Raw genomic sequence first — 24,213 nt, 5'->3', positions numbered from 1 at the left:
AAGAAAAGCCCGCTCAGTTGAGCGGGCTTTTTTACTGTCTGGCTGTTTTTTACTGCCTTGGTCTGTTACTGCTTTGGTCTATTACTGAGTGGGGCTGTGCGTGACAGTTTGGGCTCCCCAGTGCCCCTGCGCAGCGTGCTCATTCTGCTCGGCTGGGTCAAACAGCGCCGCTTGCTGATTAAGCTCAGCTTGTTCAATAGGAGAAGCTTGTTCGTTAAGAGAAGCTGGGTCGGCAAGGCTGCCCGGGCCCATGTTATAGACAGGAGCGCTGAGCTCGGTTACCTCATCCATGCCCTGCTGCATCGCAGCGGCGATGCAATCAAAATAATGGCCCCAGGCATTTAAGGTTTCGCTGCTGCAGGTGCCGGCTTCCATGTAGTCGATGGCGAGCAGCAGTACCGATTTGACCACGCTGAACTGCTCCTTTTTGACCTGATGGCGGGCATGCTGACGGCCAAGGGCGCGCAGGGTTGGTTTGATGGAGTCAAAGCTGTCCATCTTTTTGATAGCGGTGGAAAACAGCTCGTAAAAATGCTGCTCGAGCAGATTGCGCTCGGTGACAAACATGGGTTTAACCAGCGGCGCAACTTCAAACAGTAAATCAAAAAAGTAACGGGCAAAATCGCCACCGGGCCGGTCCAGCTTGGCAAAGGAGATTTGAATAAGCTGCCGTTCCTGCTGTGTGAGCTGCATAGATTGCTCCCTGCGATTCGACCTGCGCCAACTACTGTCTGTGGCAAGTAACTGTCTGTGACAAGTAACTGTCTGTGACAAGTATAGGTCAGGCTGGCGGCCTGCAAGGTGTTGCTGTGATGCCAGGTCATAGCTCTTTGCAAAGTTCTTGGCATAGCTCTTGGCAACATTCTTGGCATAGCTCTTTGCATCGTTCTGCCTGAGTAAAGTTCAGACTTGGCAAGGTTTTGACACAGCTGAACGCGGCAATCGATGAAACCGCAGCGATAAAAAAACCACCCGAGTGGGTGGTTTTTTGTTAACTCAGGCAACCGGATTAAGGCTGCCGGGTTAGCGTATCAGTTTAACTGTTGATCAGTCTTCGCGTGGCTTACGTGGCTTGCGATCAGGCTTCTTGTCGAAGCTCTTGCGCTCGCCGCGATCGTTAGCGCGATCGTTGCCACGGTCATTGCTGCGCTCGTTGAAGCGACGCTCACCGCGATCACTTCTGTCGCCGCGCTCGCTGTTGCGGTCGTTGAAACGACGCTCGCCACCGCGATCACCACCACGCTCGCCGCGCTCACCGCCGCGGTCGCCAAAACGCTCACCGGAAGGCTTGCGTGGACGCTTGGAAACAGGACCGTTGCTCGGTGGGATTTCATCGTTGCCATCGGCGCTCACTTCACGGATGTTCAGTGGCTTGCCACATACGCGCACTTTTTTCAGGTGCTGCAGCACTTCTTTTGGCATGCCGTCTGGCAGGTCAACTGTGGTCACTGAATCGTACAGTTGGATCTGGCCGATGTAGCGGCTGTCAATATTGGCTTCGTTGGCGATGGCGCCGACGATGTTGCCCACACCCACGTTATGGTCGCGACCCACATCAATCAGGTAGCGACGCATGTTGATGTCTGGATTGTCTTTCAGCTGATCGGCTGCGCCAAAGTTGGTTGGCAGCGGACGGCTGTCACGACGCTCAGCGCGCTCGCCACGCTCACCACGGCTGTCGCGATCGCCACGCTCACCGCGCTCACCGCGACCGGTGCGCTCGTCGAAGTTGTCACGCTGACGCTCGTGCATGGCAGGCAGTTGCAGCGGACGCTCCAGCTGCACCTGATGCAGCAGGGCGGCTGCCAGCTGCTCGGTATCCACTTCCAGCTGCTGACACAGCTGTGCTACGGCGCCTTTCATGAAGTCCAGGTGCTCGTTGGCGAGGATGCCGGCAACCTGCTCACCCAGGCGAGACAGACGACGCTCGGCCACTGACTCTGGGCTTGGGATCTTCATTGGGGAGATACGGCTGTTGGTGGCGCGCTCGATGGTGCGCAGCATGCGCATTTCACGGCTGGTCACAAACAGGATTGCCATACCGGTACGACCCGCGCGGCCGGTACGACCAATACGGTGTACGTAAGCTTCGGTATCGTAAGGAATATCGTAGTTAACTACGTGGCCGATACGCTCGACGTCCAGACCACGGGCGGCCACGTCGGTGGCGATCAGAATATCCAGCTTGCCGGACTTGAGCTGATCAACGGCGCGCTCACGGGCCTGCTGGTTCATGTCACCGTGCAGTGGTGATGCGGCGTAACCACGGGCTTCCAGCTTCTCGGCCAGCTCCACGCAAGAGTTGCGGGTACGCACGAAGATGATGATACCTTCAGTGTTTTCCACTTCCAGTACCCGCACCAGCGCCTCGAGTTTGTTGTGCTGGGATACCTGCACAAAACGCTGCTCGATAGAGTCCACAGTGGTGTGGCTGGCGGCGATGCTGATGTTCACCGGATTACGCAGGTGCTTGTTGGCCACACGCTTGATTTGTTCAGGCATGGTGGCAGAGAACAGCGCCAGCTGGCGGCTCTCAGGGGTGTGCTCGAGGATCCACTCGATATCGTCGATGAAGCCCATTTTCAGCATTTCATCGGCTTCGTCGAGTACCAGAGCCTTGAGGGTATCCAGCTTCAGGGTGCCACGACGCATATGGTCCATCACGCGGCCGGGCGTACCCACAACCACCTGAGGACCGCGGCGCAGGGCCTGCAGCTGTTGATACATGCTCTGACCGCCGTAGATTGGCAGCACGTGGAAGCCTTTCATGTGCTTGGCATAGCTGGTGAACGCTTCGGCTACCTGTACCGCCAGTTCGCGGGTAGGGGCCAGAACCAGAATTTGAGGTGCGCTCAGGTCGGCATCGACGCTGCACAGCAGTGGCAGTGCGAAGGCGCCGGTTTTACCGGTACCGGTTTGTGCCTGACCCAGGATGTCCTGGCCGGACATCAGCGGCTGAATACTGGCGGCCTGGATTGGCGTGGGAGTTTCGTACCCCAGCTCGTCGAGGGCGCGCAAAACTGGCTCGGTCAGACCGAGTTCACGGAAGGTTTTTTCATTGGATGACATGGATAACGCCTTTGGGTGCGCGTGATTGCGCTTGTTGATTCACTAGACAGACCAGAAAACCAACCCCGTGTCGATTTCCCGCTCCGAATCCGAAAACGCCAGAGTATAGCAGCATTTCGGGATGCTGGCCACGAAATTATGATTTTTGCCGTGTTTGACCGTTTTTTGTGTCCAACAGGGCAAAATGACAAATGTTTAACAAATGCCTCAGTCTGGCCGTGGCAGCAGCGAATGCCACAACAAAGGATAGACCGCTTCTATGGTGGCGGCGAGGAAGCCAAAGTCGAGTCTCTCGGGGGTGTCATCCACCGTGTGGTATTGAGGATGAGGTGGCACGCCAAAGTAGAGCCAGGGCACACCTTGCTGGTGAAACGGATAGTGATCCGAGGCCTTGAGATAATCAATCCGGCCGCTTAGTCCGTCCTTTTCGAGCCGCGAGTGACTGAGGCGGGCGCAGAGGTCATTGCGCTCGATAAGCGCCCTGAGTTCATCGGGATTGGTGAAGTTGCGGCTGCCTTCCATGTATATCGCATAGGGGCGACCTGGGTGGCCGACCATGTCGAGGTTGAGCGCAAGCTCGGGGCGGATCCCGAGCTCAGTGAGACGTCCGGCCAGCGCTTTGGCGCCAAAAAGGCCAGCTTCTTCGGCATCAGTGGCAACAAACAGCAGGTTCAAATCGGCAGGACGTGCTGGGTCTGTGGCCGCCCGTTCGGCCAGTGCCAGCAGCGCCGCCACGCCAGAGGCGTTGTCATCGGCACCGGCGAAGTGGCGCGAGCCCTGTTTACCCAGGTGATCGTAATGAGCCAGCACTATGCGCCAGCGGCCGCCTGATGTGCTGCCTAATGTGGTAGCTGGCATGCTGGCAGGTAAGAGACCGAGCACGTTCACGCCCTCGCGGCCAGAAAATAACTGCTCAAAGGTAAAGGGATGGAAAAACGCGCCCGCTTTGCCGGTTTCGCCTGCTTGCAAGGCTTCGCCTAAAAGTGGCTTGAGCCCCGCATCGACCGGAATAAGCCCAATCGCCGCAAAGCGCTGGGCAACATATTCCCGGGCGAGCCTTGCGCCCTCTGAGCCAGCCTTGCGGCCTTCAAGCTCCTTCGATGCCAGATATTCCACATCGGCGCGCACTGTCTCCAGCGCTACCCAGCTCGGGCTTAAGTCGCGGCGACACTGCGGCGTGCTCTGGCAGGCGCCAAGCACCATGCAGAGTAACGGCAGTGCCAGGCGCCGCATTGGCCTTATCTCGCAAGCAGCGGCTTTAAGAAGCGCGCTGTGTGAGACTCGGGATGCTCCGCAACTTGCTCAGGGGTGCCGGTAACCAGAATGGTGCCGCCGCCCGAGCCGCCTTCGGGGCCAAGGTCGACAATCCAGTCTGCGGTCTTGATGACATCCAGATTGTGCTCAATCACCACTATGGTGTTGCCGTGGGATTTGAGGCGGTGCAGCACATCCAGCAGCAACTGAATATCGGCAAAGTGCAGCCCTGTGGTGGGTTCATCGAGAATGTACAGGGTCTGGCCCGTGTCGCGCTTGGACAGCTCTTTGGCGAGCTTGACCCGCTGCGCCTCACCGCCCGACAGGGTGGTGGCGCTCTGACCCAAGCGAATGTACGACAGACCCACATCCATCAGGGTTTGCAGCTTGCGGGCGATGGCGGGCACGGCGTCGAAAAATTCCCGCGCGTCTTCCACCGTCATCTGCAGCACTTCGTGGATGTTCTTGCCCTTGTATTTCACTTCCAGGGTTTCGCGGTTGTAGCGCTTGCCCTTACAGGCGTCGCAGGGAACGTAAACGTCTGGCAGGAAGTGCATTTCAACCTTGATAAGGCCGTCACCCTGACAGGCCTCGCAGCGGCCGCCCTTGACGTTGAACGAGAAGCGGCCCACCTGATAACCCCGGGCGCGTGACTCCTGGGTACCGGCAAACAGCTCACGGATTGGGGTGAAGATGCCGGTGTAGGTGGCCGGGTTCGAGCGCGGGGTGCGGCCGATGGGGCTCTGGTCGATATCGACTACCTTGTCGCACTGCTCCAGGCCAATGATGTCATCATAGGGCGCCGGTTCATCGACTGTGGCGCCATTGAGCGCCTTGTGGGCAATCTTGAAGAAGGTGTCGTTGATCAGGGTCGATTTGCCTGACCCCGACACGCCGGTGATACAGGTGAACAGGCCAACAGGCACGGTCAAATCGACGTTTTTGAGGTTGTTGCCACGGGCACCTTTCAGCTCGATAACCCGGTTTGGGTCCATTGGGGTGCGGCCACCCTCGACGCCGATTTTGAGCGCGCCGGACAAATACTTGCCGGTGACCGAATGTTCGCAGCCGGTGATAGCGGCCAAATCGCCGTCACAGATCACTTCGCCGCCGTGTACCCCGGCGCCCGGGCCTATGTCGATGATATGGTCGGCCATGCGGATGGCGTCTTCATCGTGCTCCACCACAATCACGGTGTTGCCGAGATCCCGCAGGTGGGTGAGGGTTTGCAGCAACCGCTCGTTGTCGCGCTGGTGCAGGCCGATGGACGGCTCATCGAGCACATACATCACCCCCACCAGCCCGGCGCCAATCTGGCTCGCCAAACGAATGCGCTGCGCCTCGCCGCCGGACAGGGTCTCGGCCGAGCGCGCCAGACTGAGGTAATTGAGGCCGACGTTGACCAGAAAGCCGAGGCGGTCGCGCACTTCTTTCAATATCTTTTCGGCGATTTGCGCCTTCTGCCCCTCAAACTCCAGCTGATTGAAGTAGTTCATGGCTTCGCCGATGGACCAGGTGGTGAGCTTGGGCAGGTTCAGATCGCCAATGTACACATGGCGCGCCTCTTCGCGCAGGCGCGAGCCGCCGCAGCTCTTACAGGCCTGATTGCTGATGTATTTGGCCAGCTCCTCGCGCACCGTGTTGGACTCGGTTTCGCGGTAGCGGCGGTCCATATTGTTGAGGATGCCTTCAAACGGATGCTTGCGTACCACCACGTCGCCGCGATCGTTGACGTAGCGGAACGCGATATCTTCATTGCCCGAGCCGTGCAGCACAATTTTCGTCACCTTGGCAGGCAGAGTGGAGAAGGGCGCTTCGACATCAAATTCGTAATGCTCGGCCAGTGACTTGAGCATCTGGAAGTAATAGAAGTTGCGTCTGTCCCAGCCGCGAATGGCGCCGCCGGCCAGCGACAGCTCGCCGGAGACGATAATCCGCTCAGGGTCGAAAAACTGTTGTACTCCGAGGCCATCACAGGTCTGGCAGGCACCGGCGGGGTTGTTGAACGAGAAGATCCGAGGTTCCAGTTCGGCCATGGAATAGCCGCAGTGGGGGCAGGCGAAGTTGGCCGAGAAGATAAGCTCCTCGGTGGCGCCTTCTTCCATGCTGGCAACCACGGCGATGCCGCCGGAGAGCTCCAGCGTGGTTTCAAAGGATTCGGCCAGGCGCTGGGCAATATCATCCCGCACCTTAAAGCGGTCGACCACCACTTCGATGGTGTGCTTGACGTGCAGATCCAGCGTTGGTGGGTCTGACAGATCGCATACCTCGCCATCGATCCGTGCTCGCAGGTAACCCTGGGCGGAGAGGCTTTCGAGCAGTTTGACGTGCTCGCCCTTACGCGCCTTGACCACGGGGGCCAGCAGCATCAGCTTTTCGCCTTCGGGGCGTTCCAGCACCTTGTCCACCATTTGGCTCACGGTTTGTGCCGCCAGCGGCTGGCCATGGGTGGGGCAGCGCGGCTCACCGACCCGTGCAAACAGCAGACGCAGATAATCGTACACCTCGGTGATGGTGCCTACGGTGGAGCGCGGGTTGTGGGAGGTGGACTTCTGCTCGATGGAAATGGCCGGACTCAGGCCCTCGATGTGGTCCACATCGGGCTTTTCCATCAGGCTCAAAAATTGGCGGGCGTAGGCGGACAGGGACTCGACATAGCGGCGCTGGCCCTCGGCGTAGAGGGTGTCAAACGCCAGTGACGACTTGCCGGAGCCGGAGAGACCTGTGATAACAATCAGCTTGTCGCGGGGGATTGTCAGGTTGATATTCTTCAGGTTGTGGGTACGGGCCCCACGGATTTCTATCTTGTCCATCTGCCACTTCTAACGCCGGAAAAAGACCCTCAGTATCGCATAAATTGCGCCTGAAACCACAGCAGCGGCAAACTCTGCTGCCACAGCAATTGGTCGTGAGCTGCAATACCCCTTTGCCAGCGGACGGGATCAAATTTACAATCGTGACAATTTTTCCTGCCCGCCGGGTTCAATGCGGGTGTCAGCGTCGGTAAACGCTGCGGCTGCGCTAGGCCGCGCCCGATGCATTCTTAAAAAAGCAGGGTTTTCAGTTATGGCTGCAAGTGGGCTTTCTGCCACAGAGAAAAAAGTTGCCTTCTCCCTCGCCAGTGTTTTTGGCCTGCGGATGATGGGACTGTTTATGATCATGCCGGTGTTTGCGCTGTACGGCCAACACCTCGAAGGTTTTTCGCCCCTGTGGGTGGGGATTGCCATTGGTGCCTACGGTCTGACCCAGGCGCTCTTGCAAATCCCTATGGGCATACTGTCAGACAAATATGGCCGTAAGCCGGTGATTTTGGGCGGCTTGGTGCTGTTTGCCATCGGCAGTATCGTCGCCGCCATGGCCGATACCATTTACGGTGTGGTGTTTGGGCGCGCGCTGCAGGGCATGGGTGCCATTGCCGCAGCCGTGCTGGCGCTGGCGGCGGATTTAACCCGCGATGAACAGCGCACCAAGGTGATGGCCGTTATCGGTATGTGCATTGGTTTCTCTTTTGCGCTATCGCTGCTGGTTGGCCCTGTGGTGGCTCAGCATCTGGGGCTTGAAGGGCTGTTTTACCTCACGGCGGGGCTCGCGCTCTCTGGCATGGCGATAGTGCATTTTCTGGTACCGAATCCCGTGCATCAGGCGCCTAAGGGTGACACCCTCGCAGCACCGGCCAAGCTGTGGCGGATGCTGAAAGACCCACAGCTGTTTCGTCTCGATGCCGGTATTTTTATTCTGCACCTGGTGCTGACGGCGGTGTTTGTGGCACTGCCGCTGGATCTGGTGGATGCCGGCCTTGCCAAAGAAAAGCACTGGATGCTGTATTTCCCGGCCTTTATCGGTGCCTTCTTTTTGATGGTGCCGCTTATCATCATCGGGGTTAAGCGGAAAAACGCCAAGGGCATGTTCCAGTTTGCGCTGGTGATTATGATGCTGTCGCTGACTGTGATGGCGCTGTTTGCCGATAACCTGTGGCTGCTGGCCTTTGCTGTGCTGCTGTTTTTCACCGGCTTTAACTACCTTGAGGCCTCGCTGCCCAGCCTGATCGCCAAATTCTGCCCTGTGGGCGAAAAGGGCTCGGCCATGGGGGTGTATTCCACCAGTCAGTTTATGGGTGCCTTCTGCGGCGGTATTCTTGGCGGCGGCGCCTTCCAGCTGGTGGGTGCAGTGGGCGTGTTTATTGCCGCCATTGTGCTGATGGCGCTGTGGCTTGCGCTCTCCGTTGGCATGAAAAATCCCGTGCTGCTCAAGAGTTACACCCTCGAGGCCCAGGTTCATGGCCGTGAGCAGGCCCGCGAAATGGCCAGCAGACTGTCAGAATTGGCAGGTGTGGCCGAAGCCATTGTGGTACTTGAGGAAAAGGTTGCTTACCTCAAGGTCGATGAGCATTTCGATTTAAGAGAAGCCAGAGCTGTGTTAGGCTCTGCAAATTAACTCAAGCTTTAAAACGCGAAACATTTCAGGAGAGAGTGAATGGCCAGTCGTGGTGTGAATAAGGTGATTCTGGTAGGTAATCTGGGCCAAGACCCAGAGGTGCGTTACATGCCCAACGGCAACGCCGTAGCCAATATCACGGTTGCCACCAGTGAAAGCTGGAAAGACCAGCAGGGCCAGCAGCAGGAGCGTACCGAATGGCACCGCGTGGTGATGTTCGGCAAACTGGCTGAAATCACCGGTGAATACCTGCGCAAAGGCTCTCAGGTTTACCTCGAAGGCAAGCTGCAAACCCGCAAGTGGAAAGATCAGAGCGGTCAGGACAGATACACCACTGAAATCGTGGTCGATCAGAGCGGCAGCATGCAGATGCTGGGCGGTCGCAACCAGGGTCAGGGCGCGCCAGCCGGTAACGGCGGCAACATGGGTGGCAATATGGGTGCCCCTTCCCAGCCTGCCTACAGCGCACCGGCACAAAACCAGTACGCACCTGCGCCTCAGGCTGCTCCTGCGCAAAGCTACTCAGCTCCAGCTCAGCAAGGTTATCAGCCACAGGCTCAACCACAGCAAGTCCAGCCACAGCAAGGTTATGGCCAGCAGGCACCACAGCAGGGTGGCTATCAGAGCAAGCCGCAGCAGTCTGCACCGGCCTATCAGCCACAGCAGGCACCACAGCAGCGTCCGGCGCCTCAGCCACAGCAGCAAAACTACACCCCTGATCTGGACGACGGCTGGGACGACGATATCCCGTTCTAACCGGATAGCGCCAGCACTCCAGGCGGCTCTAAAAAGACAAGAGCTGCACCAGCCTTAAATAGAAAAGCTCCCACTCAGGGAGCTTTTTTATTTGCATACGCGGCATGGTTGATGGCGTTACTGCGCCGTCCAGCCACCGTCCATGGTCAGGGCGGCACCTGTGATACCCCGGGCGGCGTCGCTGCACAGAAACAGCACAAATTCCCCTATCTGGCGCGGGTCCAGCATTTCCGGCAGCGGCTGTTTGGCGGTGATCAACTGATAGCGGGCATCGCTGCGGCTAAGGTTTCTGCTGCTGGCAATGGCTTCAATCTGCTTGTTGATGAGCGGCGTATCCACCCAGCCGGGGCAAATGGCATTGGCGGTGATCCCCTGCTCGGCGCATTCGAGTGCCACCACCTTGGTCAGGCCGATAATCCCGTGTTTGGCAGCGCAGTAAGCGGCCTTGTTGACCGATGCCACCAGTCCATGAACCGAAGCGATATTGATGATCCTGCCCCAGCGTTTCTGTGCCATCGCTGGCAGAGCTTGCTGTATGGTGTGAAACGCCGACGAGAGGTTGATGGCGATGATGTCGTTCCACTTTTCGGGCGGGAAGGCGGCGACGGTTTCGGTGTGCTGTATGCCGGCATTGTTGATGAGGATGTCGATATCCCCGAGGGCTTGGGCACCCTCGGCCATAAACTGATGAATGCTGTCCATCTCGCGCAGATCAGCATTGCTGAAAAACGTCTTGATACCATATTGCCCGGCGAACTCTGCCGCCAGAGCCTGTCCTTCGGCCTCGTTCATCAGCCCATGCAGCAATAAATGACAGCCCTGCTCGGCCAGCACGTGGGCTGTTGCCAGGCCTATGCCGCTGGTTGAACCTGTGATTAGTGCCACTTTGCCATTCAAAACAGCCATTTAAAAAATCCCTCCGCAGCCCGGTTTTTCACTCAAGCGTCCAAAGAAGTCCAGAATAGTGCAATCCGGCCCCTTTGGATTTGGGACCTTAGTACCATAGGAGCGCCGTGAAAATTGCGGGATAGTGGGCGCCACACTTGCAGCATGCAAAGGAGCAAACCCTGTGGCTGGATTGAATAAGGTCGTGAGCAGTTATACCGAGGCGCTGGCGGGTCTTGAGGATGGTATGACCCTGATAGTGGGCGGTTTTGGCCTGTGTGGCATTCCGGAAAACCTCATCCGGGAAATCAAACTGCGGGGCACCCGCCAACTGACAGTCGTGTCCAACAACTGCGGCACCACAGAGCATGGACTCGGGATCCTGCTGCATGGGCGGCAGATCAAAAAAATGATCGCATCCTATGTGGGTGAAAATGCCAATTTTGAAGCGCAAATGATGTCGGGAGAGCTGGAGGTTGAGTTGACGCCCCAGGGCACTCTGGCAGAAAAAATGCGCGCCGGCGGCGCTGGAATTCCCGCGTTTTACACCGCTACTGGCTATGGCACCGAAGTTGCCACCGGTAAAGAGGTCAAGCAATTCAACGGCCGACATTACATCCTCGAAGAATCTATTCGCGGCGACTTTGCGTTGGTTAAAGCCTGGAAGGCCGACAGCTACGGCAATCTGGTATTTCGAAAAACAGCGCGCAATTTCAATCCATTGGCGGCGATGGCGGGCAAGATCACCGTGGTGGAGGTGGAACAGATTGTGCCGCCCGGCGCGCTCGATCCCGATGAGATCCACACCCCCGGCATTTATGTCGACCGCGTGATTGTGGGCCAATTTGAAAAACGCATCGAGCAGCTGACCACCCGGTCCGCCGCGGCGCAGGTATAGGAGGCTGGAATGGCACTTACACGTGAACAAATCGCCCGCCGGGTCGCCCGGGAGCTGAAAGATGGTTATTACGTCAATCTCGGGATTGGCATTCCGACGCTGGTAGCCAATTACATTCCCGATGGCATTGAGGTGATGCTGCAATCGGAAAACGGTTTGCTGGGGATGGGGCCTTTCCCCACCGAGGATGAAGTTGATCCCGACCTTATCAATGCCGGCAAGCAAACCGTGACCATGGCTACCGGGGCGGCACTGTTCGATTCGGCCGAGTCCTTTGCCATGATCCGTGGCGGCCACGTCGACCTGACCGTGCTCGGGGCATTTGAAGTGGACACCGAGGGCAATATCGCGTCTTACCTTATCCCGGGCAAACTCATCAAAGGCATGGGCGGCGCCATGGATCTGGTGGCAGGTGCCGACAACATCATAGTCACCATGACCCACGCCTCCAAACAGGGAGAATCCAAATTGCTGACCCGTTGCAGCCTGCCGCTGACCGGCAAGGGTTGCATCAAAAAGGTGCTGACGGATCTCGCTTTTATCGAAATTAAAGATGGCAGGTTTCATCTGCTTGAGCGGGCGCCCGGTGTCACTGTGGAGGAGATTATCAGGCTCACAGCAGGCGAGCTGGTGGTGCCTGCCAGTGTGCCTGAAATGCAGTTTGATTGAACCGCTTTGGCTGCGGCGTTTAGTCACAGCCGCATTACACCGTCTGGCGCCGGTTCTGAAAACCGGCGCCAAAGGCTTAAGCCAAAGCCCGGCGCCAAAGCCCAGTTCGAAAGCCCGGATCGCGAGTCTGGAGCGAGAGTCTGGATCTAAAGTGCCATTGTCATTCGCCGGTCAATTGCGCAGCTTTGCCATTAATCACCTTTCGGAGTTGCAGCTTATGTTCAAAACCACATGCTTGACCGTCCGGTCGTTGGCCCTGGTTGGTTTGTTATCTGTCGGCCACGCAGGGGCGGCGCAGACGGGCGCGTTTGAACCGCTGGCGGAGTTTGGCGCCAATCCCGGCGAGCTCAGCGCATCTTACCTGCCTGCGGGCAAGCCGGGTGCGACGGCGCTGGTGGTGCTGCTGCACGGCTGTGTGCAGGACGGGGTTGAGCTTTCAAATCAATCGGGACTCAGCGCAATGGCGGCCCGGAACAATGTTGCCGTGCTGGTGGCGCAGCAAAGCTTTGAGAACAACGTAAAGCGTTGTTTTAACTGGTTCTCGCCCCAAGACACCGACCGCGACAGCGGCGAAATGTTATCGCTGAAAAATATGATAGCCGCTGCCAGTGACAAGGCTGAGACCGACAGGGTGTATCTGCTGGGTTTGTCCGCCGGCGGCGCCATGGCAAGCGCGCTGTTGGTCAATTACCCCGACAGTTTTGCGGCCGCAGCCGTAGTCGCGGGCCTGCCTTATCCCTGCGCCGACAATCTGACCAAGGCGATTTCCTGTATGAAGCAGGGCCCGGCACAGTCCGGTGCGCAGCTGGCAGAGGCGGTGCGTGCGCTTAACCCGGGGCAGACGAAGTGGCCGGCCCTGTCGGTGTGGACCGGCAGCGCCGATTTGGTGGTGAATCCCGAAAATTCGCGCGAGTTGGCGGCCCAGTGGGTCACGCTCAGCGGCGCCCCCCAAAGTGCGGCGGTGACGCAAAATAGCGGCTATCGGATCAGCAGCTGGGGCGGCGAAAACGCCTCTCCTCAGGTGTCGCTGATTGAGATAGACGGCATGGGGCATGGCATTGCTGTGGATCCCGATAGCGCCGATGGCGGCAGCGCAGGGGATTATTTATTGAAAGCGCCCATCAGCACGGTAAAAGAAGTGCTGCATCTTTGGGGAATATAAAAAATAAAACCTTGCCGGATTGCCATTATTTCATTGGCGATTTTACTCGGCGGGCAGTAATTAAATCCGCCGATATTAATTACGGCAGATTTAATCGCGCTCAACGGATATAAAGTGTTACTTAATATTAATTTAAAACAACTGGTTATATGCACATACTACTATAGTACCGATTAAAAACTGAGCCGGCTGCTATAGAGTCAATATGAGTGGGAACAGCAGTAAGTACCAACCTTAAAAAATAAATACTACATCGGGAACTCGGTATGAAACAGAACACAATTAAGCTAAGTTGCATCGCGCTGGCAATATCCTCTGTGCTTACAGCACACCTTGCTGTTGCCCAGGATGAAACCGCTGCAGACGACACCCAGTCGACACTGGAGCATATTGAAGTATCGGCCCGTAAAACGGTTGAAAGCCTGCAAAACGTACCGGTTGCCGTGACCTCGGTCAGCGCCGCCGAACTGGCAGAAAACGGCATCAGTGTGATGACCGAAATCCAGCAGTTCTCGCCCAATACCACACTGCAGGCGAGCCGTGGCACCAACTCTACTCTGACTGCCTTTATCCGTGGCGTAGGCCAGGAAGATCCGCTCTGGGGTTACGAGCCCGGGGTGGGGATTTATATCGATGATGTTTACATCGCACGGCCGCAGGGCGCAGTGCTGGATATTCTGGATGTGCAGCGCATCGAAGTGCTGCGCGGCCCGCAGGGCACACTCTATGGCAAAAATACCATTGGCGGCGCGGTGAAATACGTGACCCGCCGTATGACGGGTGATGCCGAGCTGAACCTTGCCGGCACCTTTGGCAGCTATAACCAGCAAGACTTCAAGGTTGCCGGCCAGTACCCGCTTATCGACAATAAACTCTATTTTGGTTTTGCCATGGCAAGCCTGAGCCGCGACGGTTTTGGTGACTTTGTGATTTCGGCGCTGCCGGGGCAGGACACCGAAAACTACAACAAAGACTTGTTTGCAGGCCGCGCCACACTGGAGTTTACGCCGACCGACAATCTCTTTATGCGCTTAACCTACGACAAGACCCAGGACGATTCCAACGCCAAAGGCGGCTATCGCTTGCTGCCCAGTCTCTTGACCGATGCGCCGGTGCCGGACAGTAAGTTTGACTCTTACACCAGCATGCCAACCTGGAACCGGGTGGAGAACGAAGGCTGGGGTTTGACCCTGGAATACGATCTGAACGAAGACTGGACCCTGAAGTCGATAACCGCGTCCCGCGAGAGCTATTCGCCCACCAACATCGACTTTGATAACACGCCGCTGCGGATCTTTGATGTGCCGGCGATTTATGAAGATGAGCAGTTCAGCCAGGAATTGCAGGTCAACTACAGTGGCGATGACCTGAGCCTGGTTTCCGGTCTGTACTACTTCAGCGGCGACTCCTGCGGCGTGTTTGATGCCATTCTCGAAGAGGCCTACAAGGTGTATGGCGGCCTGACCCGTGAAGTGCGCGGCTGCAATAACAGCGACAGCTACGCCGCCTACGCCCAGGGTTCCTACGACCTCACCGAGCAGCTCTCGCTGACGCTGGGGCTGCGCTATTCCAATGAAACCAAAGAAGCGACCGTATATAACGGGGTGATTTTCTCAAGTATCTACCCCGAAACCGGCTGGTATCCTGGCTATGTGCGTGACGAGGCGCTCATCGAGGCCAAGATCCCCAAGGTGCTGGATGACGAAGAAACCTGGTCGCGCTTTACGCCGAGAGTCGGGCTTGAATATCAGCTGACAGACGACCTGATGCTGTTCACCAGCTACTCTCAGGGCTTTAAGTCTGGCACCTTTAACCCAAGGGCGTCCGGTCCTGAGCCAGCCGTTGATCCTGAAGTGGTCGATTCCTACGAAATCGGTATGAAAAGCGAGTGGAACGATAATCTGCGGCTGAACGCCACCGGCTTTTACCTCAACCATAAAGACCGCCAGTTTGTCACTGTGTTGCCGGGTGAAGATGCCTCGGATCTGAAGCAGCGTCTCGGGAATATCGGTACCTCCACCGCCACCGGTCTTGAGCTCGAAGTTGAGTTTGCGCCCACCAAGTCACTGGATTTGTTCGCCAGCCTGGGCCTTATCGATTCAAGCTTTGAGGAAGTGATTTCCTACGATGCCAACGGCAATCAGATTGATATCAGCGACACCTATACCATCACCAATACCCCGGATACCACCGCCAACGTCGGCTTCAGCTACAGCATGGAAACCAATGTCGGCAGCTTTGTGGCCAACGGTAACTACTACTACCGCAGCGATTACGACTTGGCGGTAGTGGATAACCTGCTCAGTCAGGATGGTTATGGTTTATTGAATCTGGGGCTGAACTGGTACAGCACCGACGGCCACTGGCATGCCGGGCTGTATTGGAAAAACGTAACTGACGAAGAATATCTGGTGGGCAATTATGCGTTTGTGACCCCGGATGGCAACGGCGGATATATTCCCGGCCTTGGCGGTGACAATACGTTAATTGGTTATTATGGCGATCCTGAAACCATTTCTTTCACCATAGGTTATGAGTTTTAGGATTTAAATCGACCGGCAATAAACAAAACCGACTCTCAGGGTCGGTTTTGCATTGTGGTAATAATGAAATAAGTGCTGGTGTTGAATAGTAAAGGGCCTAAACTGATTTTCAATCTGAGGTAAGGGAATATGTTGTCGATGAAAGTAGCCATTGCAGATGATCACCCGCTGTTTCGGACAGCTCTGACCCAGGCTGTGCTTAAAAATGTCAGTGAAGCCACAGTGCTGGAGGCGGAAAACTTTCAGGAATTAATTGCCACCATTGAAAGCCATCCCGATATTGAATTGGTGTTTCTGGATTTGCATATGCCGGGGAACGACGGCTTTACCGGACTGACCCTGCTGCAAAACCATTTCCCCGACATAGGGGTGATTATGGTGTCGTCGGACGATCAGAGCGACATTATCCGTAAAGCCATTAATCTGGGCGCCAGCGCCTTTATCCCCAAGTCGGCCAATCTGGCGCAAATTGCCAGCGCCATCGCCACAGTGCTGGACGGCGAGGTATGGCTGCCCGAGCACACTGACCTCAATGCCGACCGTCAAACGACGGCCGAACATCAGCGCCTGGCGCGCCAGCTGTCACAGCTGACTCCGCAGCAGTACACAGTGCTGGCGGGGATCGCCAATGGCCTGTTAAACAAACAGATAGCTTTTGATCTGGATATCAAAGAAACCACGGTTAAAAAGCATGTGTCGGCGATTTTGCTCAAGCTTGAGGTCTATAACCGCACCCAGGCGGGGCTGGTGTTTCAGCAACTGATGACCACAGGCAACGACAAAACATCTGCCAGTGTGTCTGGCGGCTGATAAGGCCTGAGCCGCTCAGGATAACTGCTTTATCAGCCGCTTAAGTGCAATCGCTTTAACCGGTTTACGCACAAAACTGAATCCCGCGCTGCTGGTATGTTCGCGCACCGCTTCGGAAGGATCGGCCGAGCAAATAATGCAGGCCGGTGCTCTGGCGCCTGTGTTTGGCTGCTTGGCATCCGTTTCAAGCAGCGACTGCACCAGCGACACCCCATTGTCATCATCGTCCAGATGGTAATCGGCAATAATCAGCCGCGGTCTTGCCTGAGCGGTATAGTGGCGCAGCGCATCGGCGCTGCCTTTGGCGCACAGCACCTCACAGCCCCACTCTTCAAGCAATCCGGAAATGGCTTTCAGCATCAGCTCGTCGTTGTCGATAACCAGCACCCGAATGGGGAAATGCTCTGCGCCGGGCTCAGCGTCACGTACCGGCTTGGCGCTCCTGGCATCCCGGCCAGACACCCGTGGCACTTCCACGCTGAAGCAGGTGCCTTTGCCAAGCTCGGAGTGCACGGCAAGGCGAATGCCAAGCAGGCTGGCAATCCGGTCGCAAATCGCAAGCCCGAGACCGAGGCCCGGAATTTCCCGGGTTTGTTCCAGCCGCTCAAACTCGCCGAAAATGCTTTGCTGCTTGTCGGCGGGAATGCCGGGGCCATTGTCCCACACCTGAATAAGCAGGCTGTGGGGCAGACGCCTGGCTCCAAGCACGACCCTTGGGGTAAAGCGGTCACACACAGGCTCGGGGCCGTTGGCGAGACGGCGCGTTTGCTGGCGTCTGCTTAACGCCCCGGCCGGCGAATAGTGAAAGGCGTTGGATAAAAAGTTCTGCACTATCCGCCTTAACAGCCGCTGATCGCTTTTCACCATGCAAGAGGTATAGCGGTAGGAGAAGTTGATGCCCTGCGCCGGTGCCAAGGCGTTGAATTCATTCACCAGTGTCGAGAGCAGTTCATCCAGCGCAAATTCGCTCGATTCTGTTTTCAGTGAGCGGCTGTCGAGGCGGGAGATTTCTACCAAATCCGACAGCAGGCTTTCGACCACTGTCAGCGATGCTTCGATATTGCCAGCGAGCCCCTGCAGCTCGGTCGAGGTGGCTTTTTGTTTCAGCATTTCGGTAAACAGAGTCAGGGCGTTGAACGGCTGCATTAAATCGTGGCTTGCCGCCGCCAGAAAGCGGGTTTTGCTGCTGTTGGCCGCTTCGGCCTCGGCCTTGGCTCGCATCAGCTCCGCGGTGCGTTCGGCCACCCGTTTCTCCAGCGTCTCGTTGGCCGATTGCAGCGCCTTTTCGGCTTCGATGTGGGCGCTGATATCGGTAAAAGTGCTGACAAAGCCGCCGCCCGGCATCGCCTGGCCACGAATTTCCAACACCCTGCCATCCAGCATGGTGCGGCGGAAATGGTGTGGGCTGCCGCTGCGCATATGGTCGAGCCGCTTTTCTACCAGCTCCTGGGCTTCGTCGCCGACTATGATGCCGCGCTCGATGTTGTATCTGAGCAGTTTTTCGATGGGAATACCGGCCTTAACCAAATCCCTTGGGTAACCGAGCAATTCGATGTAGCGCTTGTTCCAGGCCACCAGGCGCATATCCGCATCGACCACGCTGATCCCCTGTTCTATGTTTTCCACCCCGGACTGCAGCAGCTCACGGTTAAATTCAAACAACTGGCTTGCTTCGTCTACTATGCTGACTACGTCTTCGAGCGGCACCTGACGGGAGCGGGCGGCGGCGTTCATCACCATTCTGGTTGAGGCAGAGCCCAGCACCCCCGACAGCTTAAGCCGGGTATAAACCACGAGGTCTTCACGCTGCTGCGCCGATAATTCCGGCCCCGCCGCTTTGGCTCGGGCAAGGAGTTCGGCGGCTTCCTCTTTATTGATAAACCGGTGCAGCAAGCTCGCCAAGTCGTCGATACTCAGATGCCGCTCGGGCTGTACCGCCCGGCGATTGATAAACACATCGGCCTGCAGCCGCTCGCCGATGCTCTGCTCCCGCAGCAGCGACAGCAGCACAAAGCAGCCGATATTGGCAAGTAAGCTGTAAAACAGGCCGTGGCTGATATTGTCGAGCCCTTCAAGGCCAAACAGGGCGCCCGGCCGCAGCCAGTGGATGCTAGCAGGTCCCTGTTGCACCCAGGCGGCATCGGGGAAGGTGGCGGGCAGCAGCAGGGTATAAAGCCACACCAGGCTGCCAAGCAGCAGGCCGTAAAATGCACCCTGACGATTTGCCCTGCGCCAATAGAGCGCGCCCACGGCCGCCGGCGCGAATTGCGACAGCAGCACAAAGGACAGCAGGCCGATGCCGGCGAGGTGATTTTGCTGGTCGATATAGCGCTCAAAGGCAAAGGCCGACAGCAAGATGGTGGCAATGGCGATGCGCCTAAGATTCAGCAGGATCCCGGCAAGTTCCGGGGTTTTGTGCGAGCTGAACCTTGGCAGGCGCAGCAGCAGCGGCGTGAGTATCTCGGTAGAAATCATGGTGCTGAGCACAATCGCCGCGACTATGACCATGGCGGTGGCGGCCGCAAGACCGCCCACATACACCACAATCCCAAGCCAGGCCTGCTGATAGAAGAGTGGCAGGGTCAGCACATACGTGTCGGCATCGACACTGCCGCCCGGAAAGCTGAGCTGGCCTGCGAGGGCTATCGGCAGCACAAACAGGTTCATCAGCAGCAGGTATACGGGCACCATCCAACGCGCGGTTTTAAGCTCCTTGGCATGATGATTTTCAATCATCATCATGTGGAACTCCTGTGGCAGCGCATAGATGGTGATAGCGCCAAGCAGGATTTGCGACACTAAAAAATAGCCCGAGCTCGGGGGTGGTGCCTCGCTCAATGGCGCCGATTGAGCCAGCAGCTCACTGAAGCCATCAAACACAAAAAAGGTGGCAAAAATGCCGACCGCCGTCAGCGCCAGCAGCTTCACCAGTGAGCTGAACGCAATGGCCAGCACCAGTCCCTGATTCTGTTTGCTGGCGGCCAGTTGCCGGGTACCGAATAAAATACTGAAGATAATAAGTACGATAGTAACGATAAAGGCGGTGCTTATCCCCGACTGAAAAGTGCCTGTGAGCAGGTCAAAGCTGGTGCTGATGGCCCTGAGCTGCAGGGCAATGTAGGGGATGGTGCCAAACAGGGAAACCAGTGCCACGCTGGCGGCGATTTGCGGCGAGCGGTCAAAGCGGCAGGCGATAAAGTCGGCCACCGAGGTCAGGTTCTGGCTTTTGATTATCTGCAACGTCCGCATCAGCATAGGCCAGGCCAATACCAGGCACAGAATCGAGCCGATATAGATGGGCGCAAGCCAGGCGCCGGTGCTTGCGGCCTGACCGACTGTGCCGTAAAAGGCCCAGGAAGTGCAGCAGACCCCCAGCGACAGGCTGTACACCCAGGGGCGCTTATGCCATTGGCCCCGCGCCTGATTTTGTCCCCATTGGGCCACAATAAACAGCAGCGCCAGATAGGCGATTGAGATGGCGCTGATCCACCAGGTATCAACGGATAACCAAGCCAGCAAGATAGTCCCCTGAGTGCGATTTTGCTACCCAGCCAAGCTACACCAGGTAAAGGTTTTGTTAAAGGCTGTTACCCGCTGCGGTGCACTAAGGTAGTACTTATTTGGCTGCGGCTATCGGCTAACCTAGCGCTATTCTGACCTTGAGCCATTGAATTCCATGCCTATGAAAATAACCCATAAATATACGGTCGAAGCCCTGGTGTTCAGCAGTTACGTCTTGTTTGCCATGGCATGGGTTGGCGGTACGGCGAGCATGGATCAGATTATGGCGTCGATGCAGATTGAAAGCTTTGCCTCGGCAAGTCTGCTGAGCGGTGCCGTGACGCTGGCAAAGATAGTCGGCACCTTTGCGGCCGCCTATCTGACGCTCAAGTTTGGGGTTAAATATGCCTTCTGGCTGGCGGCGCTTTTGATAGTCAGCGGAATTGTTACCCCATACGCCCCCAATTATGACCTCTTGTTGCTGAGCCGGTTTTTGATGGGCCTTGGCGGCGCTTTTATGATTGTGTATTTCAACCCGATAGTGATGCACTGGTTTACCCCGGCCGAGCGACCGGTGATTAACGGTTTGAATGCGGTGGCCTTTAACGTGGGCACCGCGATAGTGCTGTGGGGCATGCCCCATATCAACGCCATCAGCGGCGGCTGGCAGCACAGTCTGGTGTGGTTTTCGCTCTGTAGTCTGGTGCTGGCACTGCTGTGGTTGCTGGTTCGCTTCGAACCCTTGGCGACAGCGAAGGTTGCTGTGACCGAAGATGCCACAGACTACCGTTATCGCGATGGCCTCAAAGACAGATTCAACTGGATTTATGCCATCACCTATTCGGGCTTGCTGTCTTTTTATATCTGCCTGTTTACCTTTTATCCCCAGGCCGGGATCAGCCAAAGCAAGTGGGTTATCGGCTTTGGCATTATTGGCACCATTGCCGGCATTCTCTACAGCCGCCGACAGCCGCTGCGCTTGCCGGTGATCCGCTGGAGCGGCGCATGGATAGTGCTCACTGTGTTTGGCTTATCCTTTGCCAGCGCGCCCTGGCTGCAGACCCTGTGCGCCATAGTGCTGGGTTTTTGTATCTTTTTGCCGGTCACGGCACTGGTGTCCATCCCCCATGAGCTGCCGGCGATGACGGTACAAAAAGTGACTGTGGTATTCAGCCTGTTCTGGTCCATCAGCTACCTGATTTCGACCTTGGTGCTGTGGTTGTTCGGCAAGCTGGTGGACATCAATCATGGCAGTTATGTGGCGTCATTTGTGCTTATCACGCTGCTCAGTTCTACCGTGTTTATCGGCAGTTACTTTCTTCCCGAAACCGGCAGTCAAAAGGAGTGACGATGACATCTTCCCGTGGCACGGCCTCGGCCAAACTCACTGAGTTTTTGGCGCAGGCCAATGAGAATATTGCCCTCGCCAAAGCGCAAAATATCCCGTATTCGCCTGAACTTGTTCGGGGAAACCTGAATAAACTCGCGGCCTTGATGAGTGAGCGGCCAACGCTTGCCTATGTTGCCGACAAGGCCTGGCTGGTGGCTGGCAGAGCCTTGCCTGCCCGGGTTTACAGCCCGGCACCAAGCGAGCCTTTGCCTGTGGTGCTGCATTATCACGGCGGCGGCCATATGTGCGGCAGCGTTGAGCTGTACGACCCTATATGCCGCCAGGTTGCCGATATTGCCCGCTGTGTGGTGATAAGCGTGGAGTACCGGCTGGCGCCTGAGTATCCGTATCCGGCCGGGCTTGAGGACTGCGAGTATGCGCTGCACCACTACCGCGAGCTGTTGGACGATGTCGCCTTTTTGCCCGGGGTCAACATCATGGGCGACAGTGCTGGCGGCGCCATTTGTACCAGCCTGAGCATGCGAAGCGTTGCGGATCCGACGCTCAAAATTGACCGGCAAATCCTGATTTACCCCAGCGTGGACTACAGCATGTCGAGCCCGTCTTATCAAAGTAATGGCGTCGGCTTTTTACTGGAAACGGCCCGGGTGAAATGGTATTTCGAGCAGTACTTTCAGCGCCTTGCATCAGATGCTGCGGTGGTGCGGGCAGCATCGCCGCTGTTTGGTGCCATGGCGGCGGGTATGCCTGAAACCCTTATTTTTACCGCAGGCTGCGATCCACTGCGGGATGAAGGGCTGGCATATGCCGAGGCGCTTAAAAAGGCCGGTGTGCGGGTGGAACAGCACAGTCTTGATGGGATGATCCACGCCTACATGCTGCTTCATGACCTGGTGCGGGACGAGTGCCTTTTCACCTATCAGTGCATCGCCCGCTTTATCGCGGGCTCACGTCAGCGTTAAAGGCGTCGTATTATGGTTTGTGTGCTGGCGTTTTAGGGCCAGCACTGCAGTTTTGCTCAGGCAGAGGCTGAGGTCGGCTTGGTTTCCACGCGGCCTTGACCTGTGCCGCTTGCCTTGGCACTTAGCTCATCCACTTCAATCCCCAGCGAGGACGCGAGGTTTGTGAGGGCATCGGCGCGGCTGTGGAAGGTCGGCAGGTCGCTGTGGTGGTCGACGAAGTTGGCTTCCCACTTATATTTACGCGGCACCACCAGATACACATTGCAGCCGCAGTCTTTGGCATCCAGCAGCACGTTTTCAATCGCAAGGCCGGTGGTGGAGTCCATGTAGGGCACGCGGCACAGGTCAAGCACCAGGGTTTCGGCGGATTTCACCGCGATGGATTCACGCTGCAGAGTCTTGGCAACGCCGAAAATCATCGGCCCGCTCAGGCTTAACAGCAGGGTGTTGGATTTTTCGTTGATGGCATCGAGCAGGCGCTTTTCGTTGGGGCGCATGTCGGACGCCTCGCCAGAGTCGTTGATGGCGTTGATATTACGCTCCTGCAGCTGCGACAGGCGATCGATAGTGATGAGGTTGGCGATAAACATGCCCACGCCCACGGCCACAATCAGATCCACAAACACGGTCAGCACCATCACCACATACATGGTCATGGCCGCCGAGCGCGACAGCTGATGGGCACGTTTTACAAAGGCCCAGTCGAGAATATTAAGACCCACTTTAAAGGCAATGGCCGCGAGCACCGCCATCGGGATGTACTCCACTATGCCTGCGGCGAGGGAAAACACCGTCAGCAGAGTCAGTACCCGCACTACGCCGGAGAAGGCGCTGCTGGCACCGGCCTGGATGTTGACCACTGTGCCCATGGTGGAGCCGGCGCCGGGCAGGCCGCCGCACAGGCCTGAGGCGATGTTGCCAAGGCCCTGACCAATCAATTCTTTGTTGGAGTCGTGCTCGACCCGGGTGAGGCGATCGGCAATCACGGCGGTGATAAGCGAGTCGATACAGCCAAGTGCGCCGAGCATCACGGCGCTGATGAGCATGTGGGTCAGCTCGCCATAGGTAAAAGTAGGGATAACCAGCGATGGCAGGCCGATGTTGATTTCGCCGATGCGGCGCACATCGTCTATGTCCAGCAGCAACACCGAGGCGAGGGTACAAAACACCAGCGCCAGCAGTTGGGGCGGCAAGCGCATCTTGATGAGTTTGGGGACGATTTGCATCAGTGCCAGCGCCGAAAGCGCCAGTGCCAACTCTTGCCATTTGATATTGCTGACCAATTGCGGTAGCGCTTCAATCACCCCGACTGCGCCGCCTGTGATGCCGGCAACGCCGACCAGATTGGGCAGTTGCAGGATGATAAGCAGCACGCCGATACCCGACATAAAGCCCGAGATCACGCTGTAGGGCATGAGGGTGATGTAGCGGCCAAACTTGAGCGCGCCGAGGATAATCTGTACCAAACCCGCCATCATCACCACGGTAAAGGCCATGGCGAGCCCCTTGTCGGGGTGGGCAGCGGTGAAGCTTGCGATAACCGCGGTGGTGACCACAGTCATGGGGCCGGTGGGCTCAGAAATCAGGGTGCGGGTGCCACCGAAGAGGGCAGCGAACAGGCCAACCAGCAGGGCGCCAAAGATACCGGCCTGGGCACCGGCGCCGGAGGCAACACCAAAGGCCAGTGCCAGTGGCAGCGAGACGATGGCGGCGGTGACACCGCCCATGATGTCGCTGGTGCGGGATTTACTGTCAAAGGCGTTAAATATCGGCACGCTGGCTGTCCTTCAAAATGCGGTTGTGATCTTGGTCACGGAGTTTATAGAGATAGTCGGCCTTAGCCAACCAACAATACTGCTGGTCGTACTAGGTAGGCAGAACAATGAGATCGCGTTGGAGAACACCTCAAAAAACGGCCC

16 protein-coding genes are annotated in these 24,213 nt (G+C 57.1%); 9 read left to right on the top strand and 7 right to left on the bottom strand.

Annotation, left to right across the window (positions count from 1 at the left end; translation table 11 throughout):
* Positions 1 to 81: 81 nt before the first annotated feature.
* From KJI95_RS05355 to uvrA, 4 genes are all read right to left on the bottom strand, one after another.
* Positions 82 to 693: a globin domain-containing protein gene (locus KJI95_RS05355; RefSeq protein ID WP_214506098.1), complete on the bottom strand. Its 612-nt coding sequence runs from the start codon at positions 691 to 693 to the stop codon at positions 82 to 84.
* A gap of 354 nt (positions 694 to 1,047) precedes the next feature.
* Entirely contained in the window at positions 1,048 to 3,069 is a 2,022-nt protein-coding gene (locus KJI95_RS05350; RefSeq protein ID WP_214506097.1) for a DEAD/DEAH box helicase, read from the bottom strand.
* 207 nt (positions 3,070 to 3,276) lie between these two features.
* Positions 3,277 to 4,302, bottom strand: a complete 1,026-nt coding sequence (locus KJI95_RS05345; protein WP_214506096.1) for a M28 family peptidase — start codon at positions 4,300 to 4,302, stop codon at positions 3,277 to 3,279.
* Between the two features lie 5 nt (positions 4,303 to 4,307).
* Entirely contained in the window at positions 4,308 to 7,136 is a 2,829-nt protein-coding gene (uvrA, locus tag KJI95_RS05340) for an excinuclease ABC subunit UvrA (RefSeq protein ID WP_214506095.1), read from the bottom strand.
* 253 nt (positions 7,137 to 7,389) lie between these two features.
* Between uvrA and KJI95_RS05335 the strand changes: the two genes are divergently transcribed.
* Complete coding sequence (locus tag KJI95_RS05335; protein WP_214506094.1) at positions 7,390 to 8,757, top strand: MFS transporter; 1,368 nt, start codon at positions 7,390 to 7,392, stop codon at positions 8,755 to 8,757.
* A gap of 39 nt (positions 8,758 to 8,796) precedes the next feature.
* On the top strand, positions 8,797 to 9,513 hold the full coding sequence (ssb, locus tag KJI95_RS05330) for a single-stranded DNA-binding protein (RefSeq protein ID WP_214506093.1): 717 nt from the start codon (positions 8,797 to 8,799) through the stop codon (positions 9,511 to 9,513).
* A gap of 117 nt (positions 9,514 to 9,630) precedes the next feature.
* Here ssb and KJI95_RS05325 read toward each other — a convergent pair whose 3' ends face one another.
* Positions 9,631 to 10,419, bottom strand: coding sequence for a 3-hydroxybutyrate dehydrogenase (locus tag KJI95_RS05325; protein ID WP_214506092.1), 789 nt, complete (start codon positions 10,417 to 10,419; stop codon positions 9,631 to 9,633).
* 163 nt (positions 10,420 to 10,582) lie between these two features.
* Here KJI95_RS05325 and KJI95_RS05320 point away from each other — a divergent pair, with 163 nt between their 5' ends.
* From KJI95_RS05320 to KJI95_RS05300, 5 genes are all read left to right on the top strand, one after another.
* Positions 10,583 to 11,296: a CoA transferase subunit A gene (locus tag KJI95_RS05320; protein WP_214506091.1), complete on the top strand. Its 714-nt coding sequence runs from the start codon at positions 10,583 to 10,585 to the stop codon at positions 11,294 to 11,296.
* Between the two features lie 9 nt (positions 11,297 to 11,305).
* Complete coding sequence (locus KJI95_RS05315; RefSeq protein WP_214506090.1) at positions 11,306 to 11,965, top strand: CoA transferase subunit B; 660 nt, start codon at positions 11,306 to 11,308, stop codon at positions 11,963 to 11,965.
* A 217-nt stretch (positions 11,966 to 12,182) separates the two neighbouring features.
* A complete protein-coding gene (locus KJI95_RS05310) occupies positions 12,183 to 13,127 on the top strand; it encodes an extracellular catalytic domain type 1 short-chain-length polyhydroxyalkanoate depolymerase (RefSeq protein ID WP_214506089.1) in 945 nt (314 codons plus the stop codon).
* A 266-nt stretch (positions 13,128 to 13,393) separates the two neighbouring features.
* A complete protein-coding gene (locus KJI95_RS05305) occupies positions 13,394 to 15,670 on the top strand; it encodes a TonB-dependent receptor (protein ID WP_214506088.1) in 2,277 nt (758 codons plus the stop codon).
* A 129-nt stretch (positions 15,671 to 15,799) separates the two neighbouring features.
* Entirely contained in the window at positions 15,800 to 16,480 is a 681-nt protein-coding gene (locus KJI95_RS05300) for a response regulator (protein ID WP_214506087.1), read from the top strand.
* A gap of 15 nt (positions 16,481 to 16,495) precedes the next feature.
* Here the strand turns inward: KJI95_RS05300 and KJI95_RS05295 are convergent, their stop codons facing one another.
* Positions 16,496 to 19,999 carry a hybrid sensor histidine kinase/response regulator gene (locus tag KJI95_RS05295; protein WP_214506086.1) on the bottom strand — a complete coding sequence of 1,168 codons (3,504 nt, stop codon included), beginning with the start codon at positions 19,997 to 19,999 and terminating at the stop codon, positions 16,496 to 16,498.
* A 157-nt stretch (positions 20,000 to 20,156) separates the two neighbouring features.
* Here KJI95_RS05295 and KJI95_RS05290 point away from each other — a divergent pair, with 157 nt between their 5' ends.
* Positions 20,157 to 21,329, top strand: a complete 1,173-nt coding sequence (locus KJI95_RS05290; RefSeq protein ID WP_214506085.1) for an MFS transporter — start codon at positions 20,157 to 20,159, stop codon at positions 21,327 to 21,329.
* Between the two features lie 2 nt (positions 21,330 to 21,331).
* Positions 21,332 to 22,294, top strand: coding sequence for an alpha/beta hydrolase (locus KJI95_RS05285; RefSeq protein ID WP_214506084.1), 963 nt, complete (start codon positions 21,332 to 21,334; stop codon positions 22,292 to 22,294).
* Positions 22,295 to 22,350: 56 nt separating this feature from the next.
* Here the strand turns inward: KJI95_RS05285 and KJI95_RS05280 are convergent, their stop codons facing one another.
* Positions 22,351 to 24,069 carry a SulP family inorganic anion transporter gene (locus KJI95_RS05280; RefSeq protein WP_214506083.1) on the bottom strand — a complete coding sequence of 573 codons (1,719 nt, stop codon included), beginning with the start codon at positions 24,067 to 24,069 and terminating at the stop codon, positions 22,351 to 22,353.
* Positions 24,070 to 24,213 lie beyond the last annotated feature (144 nt).

Origin of the sequence: Shewanella jiangmenensis (assembly GCF_018596335.1) — a bacterium.
In the GTDB taxonomy this organism is placed as follows: Bacteria; Pseudomonadota; Gammaproteobacteria; order Enterobacterales; family Shewanellaceae; genus Shewanella; species Shewanella jiangmenensis.
This window is presented reverse-complemented; position numbering and strand designations above follow the sequence as displayed.

What these genes read in the sequence shown, in the direction of transcription:
- KJI95_RS05355 (WP_214506098.1), bottom strand. Translation starts at nt 693, where the DNA reads ATGCAGCTCACACAGCAGGAACGGCAGCTTATTCAAATCTCCTTTGCC.
- KJI95_RS05350 (WP_214506097.1), bottom strand. Translation starts at nt 3,069, where the DNA reads ATGTCATCCAATGAAAAAACCTTCCGTGAACTCGGTCTGACCGAGCCA.
- KJI95_RS05345 (WP_214506096.1), bottom strand. Translation starts at nt 4,302, where the DNA reads ATGCGGCGCCTGGCACTGCCGTTACTCTGCATGGTGCTTGGCGCCTGC.
- uvrA (WP_214506095.1), bottom strand. Translation starts at nt 7,136, where the DNA reads ATGGACAAGATAGAAATCCGTGGGGCCCGTACCCACAACCTGAAGAAT.
- KJI95_RS05335 (WP_214506094.1), top strand. Translation starts at nt 7,390, where the DNA reads ATGGCTGCAAGTGGGCTTTCTGCCACAGAGAAAAAAGTTGCCTTCTCC.
- ssb (WP_214506093.1), top strand. Translation starts at nt 8,797, where the DNA reads ATGGCCAGTCGTGGTGTGAATAAGGTGATTCTGGTAGGTAATCTGGGC.
- KJI95_RS05325 (WP_214506092.1), bottom strand. Translation starts at nt 10,419, where the DNA reads ATGGCTGTTTTGAATGGCAAAGTGGCACTAATCACAGGTTCAACCAGC.
- KJI95_RS05315 (WP_214506090.1), top strand. Translation starts at nt 11,306, where the DNA reads ATGGCACTTACACGTGAACAAATCGCCCGCCGGGTCGCCCGGGAGCTG.
- KJI95_RS05310 (WP_214506089.1), top strand. Translation starts at nt 12,183, where the DNA reads ATGTTCAAAACCACATGCTTGACCGTCCGGTCGTTGGCCCTGGTTGGT.
- KJI95_RS05305 (WP_214506088.1), top strand. Translation starts at nt 13,394, where the DNA reads ATGAAACAGAACACAATTAAGCTAAGTTGCATCGCGCTGGCAATATCC.
- KJI95_RS05300 (WP_214506087.1), top strand. Translation starts at nt 15,800, where the DNA reads ATGTTGTCGATGAAAGTAGCCATTGCAGATGATCACCCGCTGTTTCGG.
- KJI95_RS05290 (WP_214506085.1), top strand. Translation starts at nt 20,157, where the DNA reads ATGCCTATGAAAATAACCCATAAATATACGGTCGAAGCCCTGGTGTTC.
- KJI95_RS05285 (WP_214506084.1), top strand. Translation starts at nt 21,332, where the DNA reads ATGACATCTTCCCGTGGCACGGCCTCGGCCAAACTCACTGAGTTTTTG.